The sequence below is a fragment of the Pseudochrobactrum algeriensis genome (assembly GCF_018436245.1).
In the GTDB taxonomy this organism is placed as follows: Bacteria; Pseudomonadota; Alphaproteobacteria; order Rhizobiales; family Rhizobiaceae; genus Pseudochrobactrum; species Pseudochrobactrum saccharolyticum.
This window is the reverse complement of record NZ_CP075361.1, coordinates 3,214,092-3,229,753: the sequence shown is the minus strand read 5'-3', so window position 1 is coordinate 3,229,753 and position 15,662 is coordinate 3,214,092. Positions and strand designations below refer to the sequence as shown.

The 15,662-nt window shown below is 52.7% G+C and carries 15 protein-coding genes; 7 read left to right on the top strand and 8 right to left on the bottom strand.

Annotation, left to right across the window (positions count from 1 at the left end; genetic code table 11):
• Position 1: 1 nt before the first annotated feature.
• The 5 genes from tesB to KHQ09_RS17040 all read left to right on the top strand — a co-directional run bounded on the left by tesB (position 2) and on the right by KHQ09_RS17040 (position 7,086).
• Positions 2-865 carry an acyl-CoA thioesterase II gene (gene tesB / locus KHQ09_RS17060; protein WP_033315854.1) on the top strand — a complete coding sequence of 288 codons (864 nt, stop codon included), beginning with the start codon at positions 2-4 and terminating at the stop codon, positions 863-865.
• Between the two features lie 216 nt (positions 866-1,081).
• Complete coding sequence (locus KHQ09_RS17055; RefSeq protein WP_213600077.1) at positions 1,082-3,640, top strand: FtsK/SpoIIIE family DNA translocase; 2,559 nt, start codon at positions 1,082-1,084, stop codon at positions 3,638-3,640.
• Between the two features lie 94 nt (positions 3,641-3,734).
• Entirely contained in the window at positions 3,735-4,376 is a 642-nt protein-coding gene (locus tag KHQ09_RS17050; protein ID WP_238481679.1) for an outer membrane lipoprotein carrier protein LolA, read from the top strand.
• Positions 4,377-4,533: 157 nt separating this feature from the next.
• A complete protein-coding gene (locus tag KHQ09_RS17045) occupies positions 4,534-5,340 on the top strand; it encodes an exodeoxyribonuclease III (RefSeq protein WP_116088598.1) in 807 nt (268 codons plus the stop codon).
• A 153-nt stretch (positions 5,341-5,493) separates the two neighbouring features.
• Positions 5,494-7,086 carry an ABC-F family ATP-binding cassette domain-containing protein gene (locus KHQ09_RS17040; protein ID WP_213600076.1) on the top strand — a complete coding sequence of 531 codons (1,593 nt, stop codon included), beginning with the start codon at positions 5,494-5,496 and terminating at the stop codon, positions 7,084-7,086.
• 27 nt (positions 7,087-7,113) lie between these two features.
• Here KHQ09_RS17040 and KHQ09_RS17035 read toward each other — a convergent pair whose 3' ends face one another.
• Together KHQ09_RS17035 and KHQ09_RS17030 are read right to left on the bottom strand one after the other, a co-directional pair.
• Positions 7,114-7,569: a cyclic nucleotide-binding domain-containing protein gene (locus KHQ09_RS17035; RefSeq protein WP_022709734.1), complete on the bottom strand. Its 456-nt coding sequence runs from the start codon at positions 7,567-7,569 to the stop codon at positions 7,114-7,116.
• Positions 7,570-7,756: 187 nt separating this feature from the next.
• Complete coding sequence (locus tag KHQ09_RS17030) at positions 7,757-8,437, bottom strand: response regulator transcription factor (protein WP_028233341.1); 681 nt, start codon at positions 8,435-8,437, stop codon at positions 7,757-7,759.
• A gap of 310 nt (positions 8,438-8,747) precedes the next feature.
• Here KHQ09_RS17030 and KHQ09_RS17025 point away from each other — a divergent pair, with 310 nt between their 5' ends.
• On the top strand, positions 8,748-9,311 hold the full coding sequence (locus tag KHQ09_RS17025) for a L,D-transpeptidase family protein (RefSeq protein ID WP_213600075.1): 564 nt from the start codon (positions 8,748-8,750) through the stop codon (positions 9,309-9,311).
• 12 nt (positions 9,312-9,323) lie between these two features.
• Here the strand turns inward: KHQ09_RS17025 and KHQ09_RS17020 are convergent, their stop codons facing one another.
• Positions 9,324-10,697: an aminotransferase-like domain-containing protein gene (locus tag KHQ09_RS17020; RefSeq protein ID WP_238481757.1), complete on the bottom strand. Its 1,374-nt coding sequence runs from the start codon at positions 10,695-10,697 to the stop codon at positions 9,324-9,326.
• Between the two features lie 237 nt (positions 10,698-10,934).
• Here KHQ09_RS17020 and KHQ09_RS17015 point away from each other — a divergent pair, with 237 nt between their 5' ends.
• Positions 10,935-11,816, top strand: coding sequence for a DMT family transporter (locus KHQ09_RS17015; protein WP_116088596.1), 882 nt, complete (start codon positions 10,935-10,937; stop codon positions 11,814-11,816).
• 98 nt (positions 11,817-11,914) lie between these two features.
• Here the strand turns inward: KHQ09_RS17015 and KHQ09_RS17010 are convergent, their stop codons facing one another.
• The 5 genes from KHQ09_RS17010 to tsaD form a co-directional block, all read right to left on the bottom strand.
• Entirely contained in the window at positions 11,915-12,598 is a 684-nt protein-coding gene (locus tag KHQ09_RS17010) for a class I SAM-dependent methyltransferase (RefSeq protein ID WP_213599507.1), read from the bottom strand.
• Positions 12,599-12,688: 90 nt separating this feature from the next.
• Entirely contained in the window at positions 12,689-13,117 is a 429-nt protein-coding gene (locus tag KHQ09_RS17005) for an EVE domain-containing protein (protein WP_022709673.1), read from the bottom strand.
• Between the two features lie 32 nt (positions 13,118-13,149).
• Positions 13,150-13,440 (bottom strand): YciI-like protein, encoded by a 291-nt coding sequence (locus tag KHQ09_RS17000; RefSeq protein WP_022709672.1) that lies wholly within the window; start codon positions 13,438-13,440, stop codon positions 13,150-13,152.
• Positions 13,441-13,452: 12 nt separating this feature from the next.
• A complete protein-coding gene (locus KHQ09_RS16995) occupies positions 13,453-14,433 on the bottom strand; it encodes an NAD(P)H-dependent glycerol-3-phosphate dehydrogenase (protein ID WP_213599505.1) in 981 nt (326 codons plus the stop codon).
• The gene (gene tsaD / locus KHQ09_RS16990) at positions 14,430-15,521 is read right to left on the bottom strand and encodes a tRNA (adenosine(37)-N6)-threonylcarbamoyltransferase complex transferase subunit TsaD (protein WP_213599503.1); all 1,092 of its coding nucleotides are present in this window, start codon (positions 15,519-15,521) and stop codon (positions 14,430-14,432) included. The genes KHQ09_RS16995 and tsaD overlap by 4 nt, the downstream gene beginning before the upstream one ends.
• Positions 15,522-15,662: the final 141 nt, after the last annotated feature.

Below are 15,662 nucleotides of genomic sequence, written 5' to 3'. Positions count from 1 at the left end.
TATGTCTGAAGCAATGAAAGAACTTTTGTCGATCCTTGATCTGGAACCGCTAGAACATAATCTGTTTCGCGGACGTAGCCCTCAGGTGGGCTGGCAGCGGGTTTTTGGCGGACAGGTGATCGGTCAGGCGCTGGTTGCGGCACAACGCACCGTTGAGGAAGGACGCTTTGTCCATTCCCTACACGGCTATTTCATGCGCCCCGGTGATCCTTCAATTCCGATTATTTATCGTGTGGAACGCCTGCGTGATGGTTCCAGTTTCTCGACCCGTCAGGTGGTTGCGATCCAGCATGGCGAAGCTATTTTTACTTTGTCTGCCTCGTTCCAGATTGATGAAGCAGGGCTTGAGCATCAGATTCCGATGCCGCTTCATGTGCCGATGCCGGAAAAACTGCTCAGCATCAAAGATATGAAAGAGCAATATATCCAGATGGCGCCAAAGGCCGTGCGCAAATATCTGGAGCGCGACCAGCCGATTGATATGAAACCGGTATCGCTCAGTCATTATCTGACCAAAGATCCGCTGCCGCCGGAGCAGAATGTCTGGGTGCGCGCCTGTGGTGAGGTGCCGGATGACCGTGCCTTGCAGGCGGCAATTCTGGCCTATCTCTCAGACATGACTTTGCTGGATACGTCGCTTCATGCGCATGGACGCGCGGTGTTTGATCCGGGGATGCAGGTTGCCAGTCTTGATCATTCGATGTGGTTCCATCATCCGTGCCGGCTGAATGACTGGCTGCTCTATAGTCAGGACAGCCCGATGGCGACCGGTGCACGTGGTTTCAACCGTGGTTCAATCTTTACCCGTGACGGTGTGCTGATTGCTTCTACGGCGCAGGAAGGTCTGATCCGCGTCCGCGATTGAGATATGCACTGCAAAACAGAGTGAAAATACAGAAACACGCCCGAAAACGGGCGTGTTTTTGTATTTTAAGCCTGCTGAATATGTCAAGGAATGACGGACTCATGGTTAATGCTGTCTTAACTACCGTTATTGTATGATCGGACGCGATTCATAAAATTTACCTGTCTTCCGCATTTCTGCGGGGTGAAACAGGTGAAAAAAATTGAGGCAGGTTTCATGCGGCAAGGCTATTCACCGTCCTACGGGCCAGATGAACAGGAAATTCGGGGAGAACGTCTGAGGCTCAGCGCTTTGCTGCGTCGTCAGATTGATATTTTCTCCGGCCTGTTGCTGCTGGCTTTGGTGGCGGGCGCTGTTGCCGCACTTGCCACATGGAATGTGGCTGATCCGAGTTTCAGCCATGCGACTGCCAATGAAGTGACCAATGCTGCAGGCTATCCGGGTGCGGTTTTTGCCGATCTTGCCATGCAGTTTTATGGTCTTTCCAGTGTTGTTGTGCTGCTGCCGCTGGTTTTCTGGGGCATTTTGATGATCGTCAATGGTCGTATTGACCGTTTGGCACGACGTATTTCCGCATGGTTTTTTGCATCATTGCTGTTTGCTGCGATTGCCAGCTGTGTCACGCCGCCGGAAAGCTGGCCGATGCAGATCGGCCTTGGCGGTGTGTTCGGCGATATGGTGCTCAAAGTGCCGGGCGTGTTCTTAGGTGAATTCCCTACCGGTGTGATTGCACTTGGTATTGCCGTTATTTTGTCTGTTCCGGCTTTGTGGTTATGCGCCTTTGCCAGCGGCCTGATCGGCCGTGAGCGCAGCCTGACAAAACCTATCCGCGCCAAAGCACGTCAGGTCGCAGACGATCATTTTGATGAAGACTATGATGAGGAAACCGGTGAAATTCGCGCGGGCTTCTTCTCAACTCTGTCCGCATCGACCTTGGGTGCTGCATCCCACTGGATGCTGAGCGCCAAGGCATCGGTACGGCGCATGTTTGGTCTGAAGCGCAATCCTTCTTCATTGCGCAAACGCAACCGTGATGATGATCCGTTCGGTGATGTTACAGTTGCGCGTCGGGGAGCTGGTCAACGCTTTGAACCGGGCTTTGAACCTGCCGGTCATGCTGTTGATGACATGCATTTTGACGATGATGATTATGATGATGCACCGGTGCCGCAGCAACCTGCTGCTGTACAAGCTCCGCGTATGCAGGCGGCACGCAAAGCTCCGACAGCCCGCGCACCAACGCATCCGGTGAATAATGGCGGCCGCTTCATGCTGCCGGATCTCAATTATCTGAGCGAACCGAAAGTGGTTGCACGCGATCCGTCATTGTCAAAGGAAGCGCTGGAGCAGAATGCCCGTGTGTTGGAAGGTGTGCTGGAAGATTTCGGCGTGCGCGGTGAGATTATTCAGGTCAAGCCGGGTCCGGTTGTGACCATGTATGAGCTGGAGCCGGCACCGGGGATTAAATCTTCCCGTGTGATCGGTCTGGCCGATGATATTGCCCGCTCCATGAGTGCGATTTCTGCCCGTGTGGCGGTGGTGCCGGGGCGCAATGCCATTGGTATTGAACTGCCTAATCCAAAGCGTGAAATGGTATTCCTGCGTGAAATGCTGGCGAGCCGCGATTTCATGCAGACCAAAACCAAACTGGCACTGGCACTGGGCAAGACCATTAATGGCGAACCGGTGATTGCCGATCTCGCCAAAATGCCTCACGTGCTGGTAGCCGGTACCACAGGTTCCGGTAAATCTGTGGCGATTAATACCATGATCCTGTCGCTGGTCTATCGCATGACCCCGCAGGAATGCCGCCTGATTATGATTGATCCGAAAATGCTGGAACTTTCCGTTTATGACGGGATTCCGCATTTGCTCACCCCTGTTGTGACTGATCCGAAGAAAGCGGTTGTCGCACTGAAATGGGCAGTGCGCGAGATGGAAGACCGCTATCGCAAAATGTCGAAAGTCGGCGTTCGCAATATTGACGGTTTCAACAGCCGTGTTTCACTGGCCGAGAAAAAAGGCGAGCAGATTTCCCGTACGGTACAGACCGGCTTTGATCGCAATACCGGTGAGGCGGTTTATGAAACCGAAGAGCTGGATCTGTCGCCAATGCCATATATCGTCGTGATTATCGACGAAATGGCTGATCTGATGATGGTTGCCGGTAAGGATATTGAAGGCGCGGTGCAACGTCTGGCGCAGATGGCACGTGCTGCCGGTATCCATGTTATTATGGCAACGCAGCGCCCGTCGGTGGATGTGATTACCGGTACGATTAAAGCGAATTTCCCGACCCGTATTTCGTTTCAGGTTACCTCCAAAATCGACAGCCGTACGGTGCTGGGCGAGCAGGGCGCTGAACAGCTGCTCGGTATGGGTGATATGTTATTTATGGCCGGTGGCGGGCGTATCCAGCGTGTTCACGGGCCTTTTGTCGGCGATGATGAAGTTGAACAGGTGGTTCAGCACCTTAAAGCGCAGGGTGTGCCGGAATATCTGGATGCTGTTATGGAAGATGATGAGGACGAGGGTGGTTCCGCACCTTCCGGTACGTCCAATCTGGAAAACTCCGATGATCCTTACGATCAGGCTGTAGCCGTGGTGCTGCGCGATAAAAAGGCTTCAACAAGCTATATCCAGCGCCGTCTCGGCATCGGCTATAACCGCGCAGCTTCAATCATTGAGCGTATGGAAGATGAAGGTATTGTGGGGCCTGCCAATCATGCGGGCAAACGTGATATTCTTGTCCCGACGCAGGATGATGATTACTGATCCTGCTCTGCCACAGTCAGGTCAAACTGCCGGTTTAAAAGATAAAAGAACACGGTGAAAACCGTCATACCGAATACGGGAGCATATGTCTCTGATGAAACTGAAATTGCCTTTCATGGTCGTAAAATATCTCACTGTTGCATCCGTTGCTCTGGGCGTGCTGCTGCCTGCCGGTTTTGCGCAGGCGCAATCAGCAAATAGTGGTGCACAGGCACAGGCTATTGCCAATCAGTTTACAGCTGTGAAAACCATGACAGGTGAATTTGTGCAGTTTGGCCCGAAAGGCGATCAGACCGGCGGTAAATTCTACATTGAGCGTCCGGGTAAAATTCGTTTCAACTATGATAAATCGCCGATCACCGTGATTTCCGATGGTGAATCTGTCGTCGTCAATAATAAGAAGCTGGATACATGGGATTTGTATCCGCTGTCGAAAACACCATTGAAACTCTTGTTGAGCGACCATGTTGATCTGGGCGGCGGCCGTTTGCGCGGTTTGAAAAACGAACCGGATGCGCTGACCATGATTTTGGGCGACAAAGCGGTTTTTGCCGATGCCACAATCGCGCTGATGTTTGATCCGGCCAATGCGGAACTGAAGCAGTGGACGATTACTGATGCGCAGCGTCAGGATACCACTGTGATGATCTTCAACGTGCAGAAAGGTGTGCGTTTTGCGGATAATATGTTCAAGATTGACTATCAGCGTCTGGCTATGAAGCGCAAAAATCGCTGATCCTTGTTAAAACTATTGAAAATGCCGCGCCTGCTTTAGCGCGGCATTTTTTATTTATCCGGCATTTGCACATCCTGCATAAGCGGCTTATGTTACGCAAACTATGGTGAGATCTCACCTGTTTTGTCTTTTACCCTTCAGCCCGTTGAGCAGTTTAATGAGTTTTTCCGTCGCCACCTGGAATATCAATTCAGTTCGCCTTCGTTTGCCGCTGGTTCTGGACTTTCTGGAGAAGCACACACCGGATGTGTTGTGTCTGCAGGAAACCAAATGTCCTGATAATCAGTTTCCGCTCAAAGAGCTGCGCAATGCCGGTTATGAACATATCGCGATCAGCGGTCAGAAGGGCTATCACGGCGTGGCCACTCTGTCGCGCAGGCCGATGGAAAATACGGAAGTTATTGGCTTCTGTGATATGGGGGACTGCCGTCACCTCAGCAGTGTTGTGCAGGCGGGTGGTAAATCAATCCGCATCCATAATTTCTATGTGCCTGCCGGCGGGGATGAGCCGGATGTGACGATCAATCCGAAATTTGCCCATAAGCTGAATTTCCTTGAGGAAATGCGGGCAGTAACGGCAGATCGCGGTGATGGTTTTTCTTCCATTTTGGTGGGCGATCTCAATATTGCACCGCTGGAAAATGATGTCTGGTCACATAAGCAGATGCTGAAAATTGTCAGCCATACGCCGGTTGAAACCGAGACACTGGAAGATTTGCGGGTGAAAGGCGGCTGGAGTGATCTGATGCGGCAGGTCATCCCTGCAGATCAGAAAATTTACACCTGGTGGAGCTATCGTGCCAAGGATTGGGATGCATCTGATCGCGGCCGTCGTCTTGATCACGTCTGGGGTTCCAAAGATCTTGAACCTCATATGAAAGAATTGCAGGTTCTGCGCCATGCCCGTGGCTGGGAGCGTCCTTCCGATCACGTGCCGGTTATTGCCCGCTTCGATCTCGACTGAAACATTCAAGGCATCGTGACTTGAATAAGTCACGATGCCTATCTAAATAAATGTTACGGTTACTCATGCAGGTTAAAAGTGTATTTGAGGAGTTCATCACAATGAAGCAGACAGCACAGTTTTTCTTAACTGATGTTTTTGTTGTTTCACTGGATGCTGCTCTTGATAACTCTGTACACACTGCAAAATATTTCTGCGCAAACGCCTGACGGCCGTAGTCTTTTCCAAAATCTTTCTCTTCATCTGTCCCGTGAACGTACCGGTCTGATCGGGCGTAACGGCACGGGTAAATCAACTTTATTGCGTATCATAGCGGGCGAAACAGCACCGGCCAGTGGTTCGCTGACCAGTCATGCCAAGCTCGGCTTCCTGCATCAGAATACGAATGAAGCGCATGAAGCGATTGCCGACTTGTTTGGTGTGACAGCGCAACTGGCTGCACAGGCGCGTATTCTGGCAGGTGAAGGCAGCGACGATGATCTGGCTGATGCGGACTGGACATTGGAAAGCAGGATTGAGGATGCGCTTTCCCAAATGGGACTGCCAAAACTCAGCGCGCAAATGCAGCTGGATAGTTTGAGCGGCGGGCAGAAAACCCGTGCCGCTCTGGCAGCTCTGATTTTCCACGAGCCGGATCTGATCCTGCTGGATGAACCGACCAACAATCTGGACATGCAGGGGCGTGAGGCTGTGCTGCATCTGCTACGCAACTGGCGTGGCGGGGCGCTAGTGGTCAGCCATGACCGCACATTATTGCGCGAGATGGACCGGATTATTGAGCTGACGCCGATTGGAGTGTCGTCTTATAGTGGTAACTGGGATTTTTATGAGACGCGCAAAGCGGAAGAACTTGCCGCTGCCCGTCATGATCTTGTTGTGGCGGAAACAGCCGTCAAGCAGGCGGAGAAACAGGCGCGGCTCATCAGGGAACGGCAGGAAAAGCGGGATTCTGCCGGTAAGAAATCACGTTTTAGTGCAGGGCAAAGCAAATTGTTGCTGGATGCCAGAGAAGATCGCGCACAGGCAACCGGCGGTCGTAATAATCAACTGGCGCAAAAGCAGGCAGAAAGCAGCCAGCAGGCACTGAGTGAGGCGCAGAGCAAGTTTGAGCGGCTGATCCCGCAGAATTTTGCTCTCGGCAATCTCAGTCTTGCGGCAACGAAAACGGTACTCGTTGCGGAACATCTGACAATGGCTTTTAATGATCGTCAGCCACTATTCCAGGATTTGTCTTTGCAGATTACAGGGCCGGAGCGCATTGCATTATGCGGGCCAAACGGATCAGGAAAAACGACTTTGCTGCATCTGTTGGCGGGAAAGCTGACACCGCAGCAGGGCAGCGTACAATATTATGTCCGTCACGCCATGCTGGATCAGCATGTGAGCCTGCTGGATGATGATCTGAGTATCAGGGATAATTTCAAGCTTCTGCAACCTGAAGCTACGGACAATGATTGCCGCGCCGCACTGGCGCGCTTCATGTTCCGTGCTGATGCGGCCTTGCAAAAGGTTGGAGAACTCAGCGGCGGTGAGAGGCTGCGGGCAGGTTTGGCCTGTGTTCTGGGTGGTGTTCAGGCGCCGGAACTGCTTATTCTCGATGAGCCGACCAATCATCTGGATATTGTCGCGTTAAAATCGGTGGAAACGGCGCTCAATTCCTATGAAGGCGCATTGCTGATTACCAGCCATGATGAGGTATTTTTGAACGCAATCGCACTTACGCGGCGTATCGAATTGCCGCTTTAAAGCACGTCAGGCAAAGCCGGAGATGCTTTAATCGGAAAAACGGGATGACAGCTTGTCGATCTGCTCGACCATCTCATTCAGATTATTGCTGATATGCAGATAGAGCGAAGCGGCAAGCTCCGGATATTCTTCCAGAATGCGGTGGAAGATGGAGCGGCTGAGACGGATGACTTCGGTTTCTGTATCGGCGACGGCGCCGGTCAGGCGGCTGGTCTGTGCAATCAGTGCCATTTCACCCAGCACTGAACCGGTGCTGATTGAGCGCAGATTGACGCGTCCCTGCTTGCCTTCATGAAAAAGGGTAATGCTGCCGCTGACAACAATATAGGCGCAGTCAGCACTTTGCCCTTCATGAAACAGTTCCCTGCCGGTACGCAGAACCATGCGTTCTGCGCCAAAGGCAAGCAGCCGCAGGTGCTGAGCCGAGAAGGCCTCGAAAAGGCCAATCGTACTCAGGAACTGAATGTCATCATCGAGCGCCATATGTCTCTTTCTTACACATAATCCTTATTCCGGAACCGGTTCCCGCTCGGGAATAATCGTGTCCTGTTCCGGAAGAATTATGCTGTAACCCAAATTACCGAAAAATATCTAAAGTTTTCGATAAAATCATCTTTTATGCAGAATATTAAGCAGCCCGGACAGAATGAATGCCGGGCTGCCTTCATTCTCAGGGAACCAGTTTATACCCGCCGCTTTCGGTAATCAGCAGGCTGGCATTGGACGGATCCAGCTCAATTTTCTGACGCAGGCGATAGACATGGGTTTCCAGCGTGTGCGTGGTAACGCCGGAATTATAGCCCCAGACTTCTTCCAGCAAGACATCGCGTCCGACCACGCCACCGGCGCGGTAAAGGAATTTGATGATTGCCGCTTCTTTTTCAGTGAGGCGGATTTTATCGCCTTTCTGGTCAAGCAGCAGCTTCTGGCTTGGTTTGAATGTATAAGGCCCGACGATAAAGGTCGCGTCTTCGCTCTGTTCATGCTGGCGCAACTGCGCGCGGATGCGGGCAAGCAGCACTGCAAAACGGAACGGCTTGGTCACATAGTCATTGGCACCGGACTCAAAGCCCAGAATGGTGTCGCAATCCGTATCGTGACCGGTCAGCATGATGATCGGTGATGTAAAACCACCGGCACGCAGCTGTTTGACGGCATCACGGCCATCCATATCCGGCAGGCCGACATCCATAATCAGCAGGCTGATATTATTTGCCCGTGCGGTCTGAATTGCTTTGCCGGCAGTGTCTTCCTGCAGGATCTGAAATTCAGGATGAAGTGACAGCTGGTCGATCAGGATGGAACGAAGATCCTCATCATCATCAACGATCAGAAGTGTATGGGCGATCATATCTGCCTCATTCGGTTTCAAAAACGGGAGCTGAACATCAGCAAGATGGGTGATTTATGACATTTAACGAAGAAAAACTAAAGAGAGGTCAGATGAAACAAAATTTACCTTATAAAATACGCTTTTAATGCTGCTTTTAAGCGATCTGACATCAGTTTATGGATGTGAATAAAATTAGCTGTGTAAATATATGGCATGGGAAATGATTCTCTGGTGTTTCCAGAGCGTTACCGGAAAATAGCATACAAAACCGGTCCGGAGGGGGCCTATACATATGATACTCGGCAGAGAAGCAAAGCAAAGCGGCCTGATGCAGGGCGACACAGGCAGAAAAACATCCCGCACGATTAAAGTTATGGATGTTCATGTGCGTCCAGGGCATCGCAGTCAGGGTTATCTGGTTGCCGGACCACTGGTGCTGCGCTGTGCTTTGGGCAAGGGCGGCGTGTCTTCCCGCAAGCGCGAAGGGGATGGTGCAACGCCTTTGACGCAGATGCGTCTGCTTTACGGATATCGCCGTCAGACACCGGTGATCGGGGATCAGCCGGCAACAGCATTGCGCTTTCGGGCTACTCAGCTGCAGGATGGCTGGTGTGATGCCGCCAATGACCGCAATTATAACCGGCCGGTCGCAGCCACCTATAAGCGCAGCCATGAGAAGATGTGGCGCAAGGATGAACTCTACGATATTTGCGTGGTCATGGACTGGAATATTACCGAGCGCAAAAAAGGCTGCGGCAGCGCGATATTTTTCCATCTTTCACGGGAAACCTATACGCCGACAGAAGGCTGTATTGCTCTGAGCCGTCGCGACATGATGCGTTTATTACCGCATCTTTCGGGAGATACGGTTATCCGTGTGCGACGCGGCTGATTTATCTCACATTCATGTCGCAGGCAGATACATGATTTGTCTGAGCGTATCGAAAATCTTCGGATGAACGGACTGGGCAACATTAAAGCGCATGAACCGGCTGCATGTTTGTGACTGGCTGAAAATATTACCGGGCGCCAGAACGATATTGTGATCCAAAGCGCGTCTGGCAATCATGTCGCTGTCCACACCCTCCGGCAGATCATCTGGCAATTGCGCCCAGAGAAACATGCCGCCAACCGGCTCACACCAGAGCTTGAAGCCTGCATTAAGAAGCTTCTGCCGCGTCCGTGTCTGACATTCTGCCAGCCGGACGCGGATTTTCTCAATATGGCTGCGGTAACTGCCGTCTGTCAGCAATTGATAGATGATCTGTGAGGACAGTGCATTACTGGCGAAGTTGGTCGCCAGTTTCATGTCGGTAAGATTTTCCAGCCAGTCAGGACGCGCGGCAATATAACCGGTACGGGTGGCCGCTGACAGGGATTTGGAGAAGCTGCCAATATGGATCACCCGCTCCAGACCGTCGAGTTCTGCTAAGAGCGGTGGCGGATTCTGATGAAAATCTGCAAAAATATTATCCTCAACCAGAATCAGATCATGCTGTTCGGCAAGTTTGAGCAGGCGATGCGCCGTTGCCGGTTGTATGGTGGCACCGGTCGGATTGTGAATGCCGGAATTGCAGAGATAGAGTTTTGGCCGGTATTGGGTGCAAAGGCGTGCGAAGCTTTCCAGATCAGGGCCTTGGGGTGTGTAAGGCACGCCGACAAGATTGACGCCCTGCGCCAGTAACAGGCCACGGAAATTGAAATAACACGGATCATCAATCAGCACCGTATCACCGGAACGGATAAAGGTACGGCAGATCAGATCAAGTGCATTGGTGCCGGAATCGGTGAGCAGGATTTGTGACGGGGCTGCTGTAACGCCCTGTTCACGAAGACGGGTGCTGAGCAACTGGCGCAGCAGCGGCAGGCCGAGCGGTTCGTCATATTCCGATATATTCGATGCAGGGTTGCGGGCGATCTGGCGCAAGGCGCGGCGGATGGCTTCTTCCGGCAGCCAGTCTGACGGCAGCCAGCCGCAACCCGGTCTGAAGGTGGTTTCTGTATTGCTCAGTGATTGCCGCATCACCCAATAGGGATTGATATTGCGGTTATGAGTGTCTGCAAAATCCGAGCTGATGAGCGGCGGATGATTTTTCTCAGCGACATAAAAACCGGCACCGCGCCGCGCCTGAATAATGCCTTCAGCCACCAGCCGGTCATAGGCCTCCACCACTGTGGATTTGGATATGGACATGGTTTCCGACAGACGGCGGATGGAAGGCAGGCGCGCGCCTGGCATCAGGCTCATGGCGCTGATACGGTCGCGGATGATTGTCATCACCTTCTCAACCAGCGTTGTCGCTTCCAGAATTTCCTGACTGACGGAAAGCTGATCAGCCGTATCGCTTGCTGTTTGCAGCGCGTCCGGCGCTGTATATCCGGAATGATAAGTCATCTGTATCTCCGAATTGAGCAGTACAGTTTGTTTAAATTGTACTGAAATTGTATCTGACAATTTTGCCTGTGTATCAATATTTATCGCGAAATACGCAATAAATTTCGAGAATATGTGAAAATGAATAAGCAGGCGGATAGCCAAAGTGCTGGCTGGATCAGCGGTTTTATAGGTGTTTTAATTTTCAGCGGCTCTCTGCCTGCAACACGTTTGGCTGTTTTGCAGATTGATCCGGTTTTTCTGACAGTGCTGCGGGCGACCATAGCCGGTCTTTTGGGCGGCGCTCTGTTGCTGGCATTTCGCGAGAAATTGCCGACGCCATCTGAGCTGATTTCACTCGCGCTGGTTTCAGGCGGTGTTGTGGTCGGGTTCCCGTTATTTACGGCGCTGGCTTTGCAATATGTGACCTCTGCCCATGCAATTGTCTTTATCGGTCTGCTGCCGCTGAGTACTGCAATTTTTGCGGTGTTGCGGGGAGACAGTAATCCGTCATGGAGGTTCTGGATGTTCTCGCTGGCGGGCAGTGCAGCGGTGGCATTTTTCGCCTTGGCGAAAGATCAGTCGGGTGGAGAATTTTCGCTCTATGGCAATGTGATGATGCTGTTGTCGATCATTGTCTGCGGCTATGGCTATGCGGAAGGTGCGCGGCTGTCCCGCACGATTGGTGGCTGGCAGGTGATCTGCTGGGCGCTGGTATTGGCGCTGCCGGTAATGCTGGTGCTGGCTGTCGCATTGCGGCCGGATAATTTTGCGGCCATTGAAGCGCCTGCATGGCTGGGTGTGGGATATGTATCGCTGTTCAGTATGCTGATCGGCTTTTTCTTCTGGTATCACGGGCTGGCACTTGGCGGTGCGGCAGGCGTGGGTCAGTTGCAATTATTGCAGCCGTTTTTTGGCCTCGCTCTGGCAGCCTTTGTGCTTGGCGAACCGGTGAGCATCGCGATGATGGCTGTGGCTTGTGTTGTGGTGATGTGTGTTGCCGGAGCTAAGCGCTATATTTGAGCACTATTGCTCAAATATAGCGCTTAGCGACAAAACTAAAAAATGTGCGAAGCGATGTGCAGGTGCTGCATAAGACACAAATCAGGCGTAGCGTTCAGCTACGCCTTTTTTATTTCACCATAGTGCCAGACGGTGGTGCGCTTTACGTCTGCATCTTCCAGAGCGCGGGTGACTGGCACGGAATAGACTTCCAGCTCTGTCAGGCGGTGCCGCGGCAGATAAGACCGTCCGGGATCGCCGACGATAATCTGCACGCCTTTAGCAGCCAGCATGTCAAACCAGATGATCAGCCGGTCGGCCAATGGCTTGTCATAAAAAACATCACCGGCCAGCAGAACATCGGTGGTGCCGCTCACATCCTGACCGATCAGATCAGCGTCACTGAAGTCACAGGATACTTTGTTCAAAACACTGTTCAGGTTGATGGCATGGCGGGCAAAAGGATCGATATCATTGGTGGTTACAGAACTTGCTCCGCTCAAAAGGGCTGCAATGCCGACCAGACCGGAGCCGGAGGCAAAATCCAGTACGCGTTTATTTTGCACAGCCTGTGGATGATCGAGAATATAGCGGGCAACGCCCTGTCCGCCTGCCCATGCGAAAGCCCAATAGGGCGGCGGTAATCCGATTTCGGAAAGTTCTTCTTCGGTCTTGTGCCAAAGCTCATGGGCCTCATCGGCAAGATGAAGCGCGATTTCCGGCACATGGGGCGGGTGGTGAATGCCGGTATTTTGGAGGATGAATTGTGTTGCGCGGTCTGCGTCTGGGATCAGGAGGGGCATAGACGCTCCGGATCAAGCAGAGGATAAGCGACTGCAAATGCAGAACGCTTCCGAAATAGTGTTTGGGTTGCGTTCTGCATCTTTATGATCTCAGATTTTTGTGTGATCTAATCCGCCCATCCGGCAGACCTCGATCCATTCATCTTCTTTAACCGGCTGTACGGAAAGACGCATGGATGTGACCAGCGCCATATCGCTCAACAGCGGATTGACCTTCACATCTTTCAGTGTCACCGGCTTCGGCATATCGCAGACGGCGCGGATATCCACACATTCCCAGCGGTGATCGTCCGTTGTGCTGTCAGGATGCGCCAGCGCGCAAACTTCCACAATGCCGACGACTTCCAGTCCTTCATTGGAATGATAGAAAAAGCCTTTATCGCCAAGCTGCATAGCGCGCATATTATTGCGTGCCTGATAATTGCGCACGCCGTCCCATTGCTCGCCGACAGCGCCTTTGGCCTTTTGCATTTCCCACGACCATTTGAATGGTTCAGATTTAAACAGCCAATATGCCACAGTTTTCTCCGGATTTATTCAGCAGGCCAGGTTTATTCAGCAGGTTTGTTGATGACCCAGTTCCACGGGCGCACAGTCACATTGTCGAACAGGCCAGCCAGCGCATAAGGGTCTGCCGCGGCAACGGCTTTTGCATCTTCAATGGTTTCAGCTTCAACCATCAGCATGCTGCCAACCGGTTTCTGATCGGCTTCGCTCAGAAAAGGGCCGCCGAATTTGATCTTGTCGCCGAGGCTTTTCAGATAATCGAGATGGGCAGGGCGGGTATCAAGACGCAGTTGCAGATGGTCGGCTTTGTCATTGCAGAGAATGGCGAACAGCATGAGGTCAGGTTCCTAATCTTCGTTTTTCAAAGGACGGGACAATAATCCGGTAACAGCCGCATCAATGGTAATACTGCCATTGAGCAAAGCCGCAATTGTGGTGATGATTGGTGCATTGATCTGTTTGCGCGCGCAAAGCTCGGCAATCACCGGCGCTGTGGCCACACCTTCGGCAAGCAGCAGGCCTTCCAGCGGTTCGCCGCGTCCCAAGGCCAGCCCGTAGGAGTAATTGCGCGATTGCGGTGAAGAGCAGGACAGCATCAGATCGCCGAGGCCGGACAATCCCATCAGGGTTTCAGGTCTCCCGCCAAAGGCTACAGCAATGCGGCGCAGTTCCGCAAAAGCGCGGGTGACCAAAGCTGCCTGTGCCGATGCGCCCAGACCTTTGCCGATCGTGGCACCGGCTGCAACGGCAATGACGTTTTTCAACGCGCCGCCGATTTCAACGCCGGTCAGATCATCGGAGGAATAGCAACGGAAGGTGCTGCCGGAAAATTGGGTGGCCAGATCATCGGCAATGGCAATATTTTCACAGGCAATTGTCACGGCAGTCGGAAAGCCGCGGGCAACATCGCTGGCAAAGCTCGGACCCGAAAGTGCTGCAATCGGATGATCGGGCAAAATATCGGCAATGATCTGCGACATCAGACGTCCGGTGGAGCGTTCAATCCCTTTGGCGCAAAGCACAACAGGGCAATCAGCCGGAATGAGTGGTTTCAGCTCTTGCAGCGCGGCAGCCATGGATTGCGCAGGGATAACGGCCAGAACCGTATCGGCATTGTTCAGCGCTGCGGTTGCATCGCTGGTGGCGCGAAGACTATCATGCAGGGCGATATTGCCAAGATAGCGGCCATTGCGGTGGTTGTGGTTGATATCATCAACCGTTGCCGGATCGCGGGCATAGAGCACGACCTCATGTCCGTTCTGCGCGGCCATGCAGCCGAGCGCTGTTCCCCATGCGCCGCCACCTAAGATCGTAATCTTTTTACTCATGCTTTTGCTCCCCTGCGGCCAAAACCGACCAACGGCGCTGATGTGCTGTCCAGCGGCCAGCGCGAGCGCGGTGCAAAATCGAGATTGTCCGGCGCTGTGCGTGCTGCATGTTCAGCACCTGCCCATGCAATCATGGCTGCATTGTCGGTGCACAAAATATGCGGCGGAGCGAGGAAATCGAAACCGTGTTTTTCACAAAGCGTTTCAAGCCCTTTACGCAGCACTTTATTGGCGGCAACGCCACCGGCAACAACCAGCGTCGGGTTTGCTTTATCCGGATAGGTTTCACGAAAACGGAGTAGTGAGCGCTTCACACGGTCATTCAGCGTATCGGCAACCGCAGTCTGAAAAGATGCGCAGATATCCGCCACATCCTGATCGCTCAACGGTACAAGCTGAGTTGCTGTCTGGCGCACGGCGGTTTTAAGGCCGGAGAAGGAGAAATCCAGCCGTGCTTCACCTTTGAGCGGGCGCGGCAGTTCAAACCGTGAGGCATCGCCCTTGAGTGCAGCCTGTTCAACGGCTGGGCCGCCAGGATAAGGTAATCCCAGCAGCTTGGCGGTCTTGTCAAAAGCTTCACCCAGCGCATCATCAATCGTCGTGCCGAGGCGCTCATAGTGGCCGAGGCCGTGCACGAGAATAACCTGTGTATGACCGCCGGATACAAGCAGCAACAGATAAGGAAAGGCCAGTCCGTCGGTCAGACGCGCAGTCAGGGCATGGCCTTCCAGATGGTTGACGGCATAGAAAGGTTTGTCTGCAGCAAAAGCCATGGCTTTTGCTGTCATCAGTCCGACAATCAGCCCGCCGATCAGGCCGGGGCCTGCAGTTGCAGCGACAGCATCCACATCATTGATGGTCATATCCGCATCGGAAAGTGCTTTGGCAATTAACCCGTCGAGCGCTTCCACATGGGCGCGTGCCGCGATTTCCGGCACCACGCCGCCATAGGGTTCATGCTCGGCAATCTGGCTGAGAACAACATTAGACAGGATGCGCGAAGACACCCCGCCTTGTTCATTTTCATGGCGTTCAATGATAGCTGCGGCTGTTTCGTCGCAACTTGTCTCTATTCCAAGCACGCGCATAAGCGATTAGACCCGTATTAACAAAGCATTTCCGGCAAAAAGCGCTGAGCACTTTTGCATAAGGAGAATGCGTTCAATAAACAAACTTCGCTGATCTTTCTGTCTTGCACCGGATAGTGGCATTATATTCATGATATTACA

What these genes read in the sequence shown, in the direction of transcription:
- KHQ09_RS17020 (WP_238481757.1), bottom strand. Translation starts at nt 10,697, where the DNA reads ATGACAATCATCCGCGACCGTATCAGCGCCATGAGCCTGATGCCAGGC.
- KHQ09_RS17055 (WP_213600077.1), top strand. Translation starts at nt 1,082, where the DNA reads ATGCGGCAAGGCTATTCACCGTCCTACGGGCCAGATGAACAGGAAATT.
- KHQ09_RS17050 (WP_238481679.1), top strand. Translation starts at nt 3,735, where the DNA reads ATGAAACTGAAATTGCCTTTCATGGTCGTAAAATATCTCACTGTTGCA.
- KHQ09_RS16995 (WP_213599505.1), bottom strand. Translation starts at nt 14,433, where the DNA reads ATGAGTAAAAAGATTACGATCTTAGGTGGCGGCGCATGGGGAACAGCG.
- KHQ09_RS17035 (WP_022709734.1), bottom strand. Translation starts at nt 7,569, where the DNA reads ATGGCGCTCGATGATGACATTCAGTTCCTGAGTACGATTGGCCTTTTC.
- tesB (WP_033315854.1), top strand. Translation starts at nt 2, where the DNA reads ATGTCTGAAGCAATGAAAGAACTTTTGTCGATCCTTGATCTGGAACCG.
- tsaD (WP_213599503.1), bottom strand. Translation starts at nt 15,521, where the DNA reads ATGCGCGTGCTTGGAATAGAGACAAGTTGCGACGAAACAGCCGCAGCT.
- KHQ09_RS17010 (WP_213599507.1), bottom strand. Translation starts at nt 12,598, where the DNA reads ATGCCCCTCCTGATCCCAGACGCAGACCGCGCAACACAATTCATCCTC.
- KHQ09_RS17015 (WP_116088596.1), top strand. Translation starts at nt 10,935, where the DNA reads ATGAATAAGCAGGCGGATAGCCAAAGTGCTGGCTGGATCAGCGGTTTT.
- KHQ09_RS17040 (WP_213600076.1), top strand. Translation starts at nt 5,494, where the DNA reads ATGCTGCTCTTGATAACTCTGTACACACTGCAAAATATTTCTGCGCAA.
- KHQ09_RS17025 (WP_213600075.1), top strand. Translation starts at nt 8,748, where the DNA reads ATGCAGGGCGACACAGGCAGAAAAACATCCCGCACGATTAAAGTTATG.
- KHQ09_RS17000 (WP_022709672.1), bottom strand. Translation starts at nt 13,440, where the DNA reads ATGCTGTTCGCCATTCTCTGCAATGACAAAGCCGACCATCTGCAACTG.
- KHQ09_RS17045 (WP_116088598.1), top strand. Translation starts at nt 4,534, where the DNA reads ATGAGTTTTTCCGTCGCCACCTGGAATATCAATTCAGTTCGCCTTCGT.
- KHQ09_RS17030 (WP_028233341.1), bottom strand. Translation starts at nt 8,437, where the DNA reads ATGATCGCCCATACACTTCTGATCGTTGATGATGATGAGGATCTTCGT.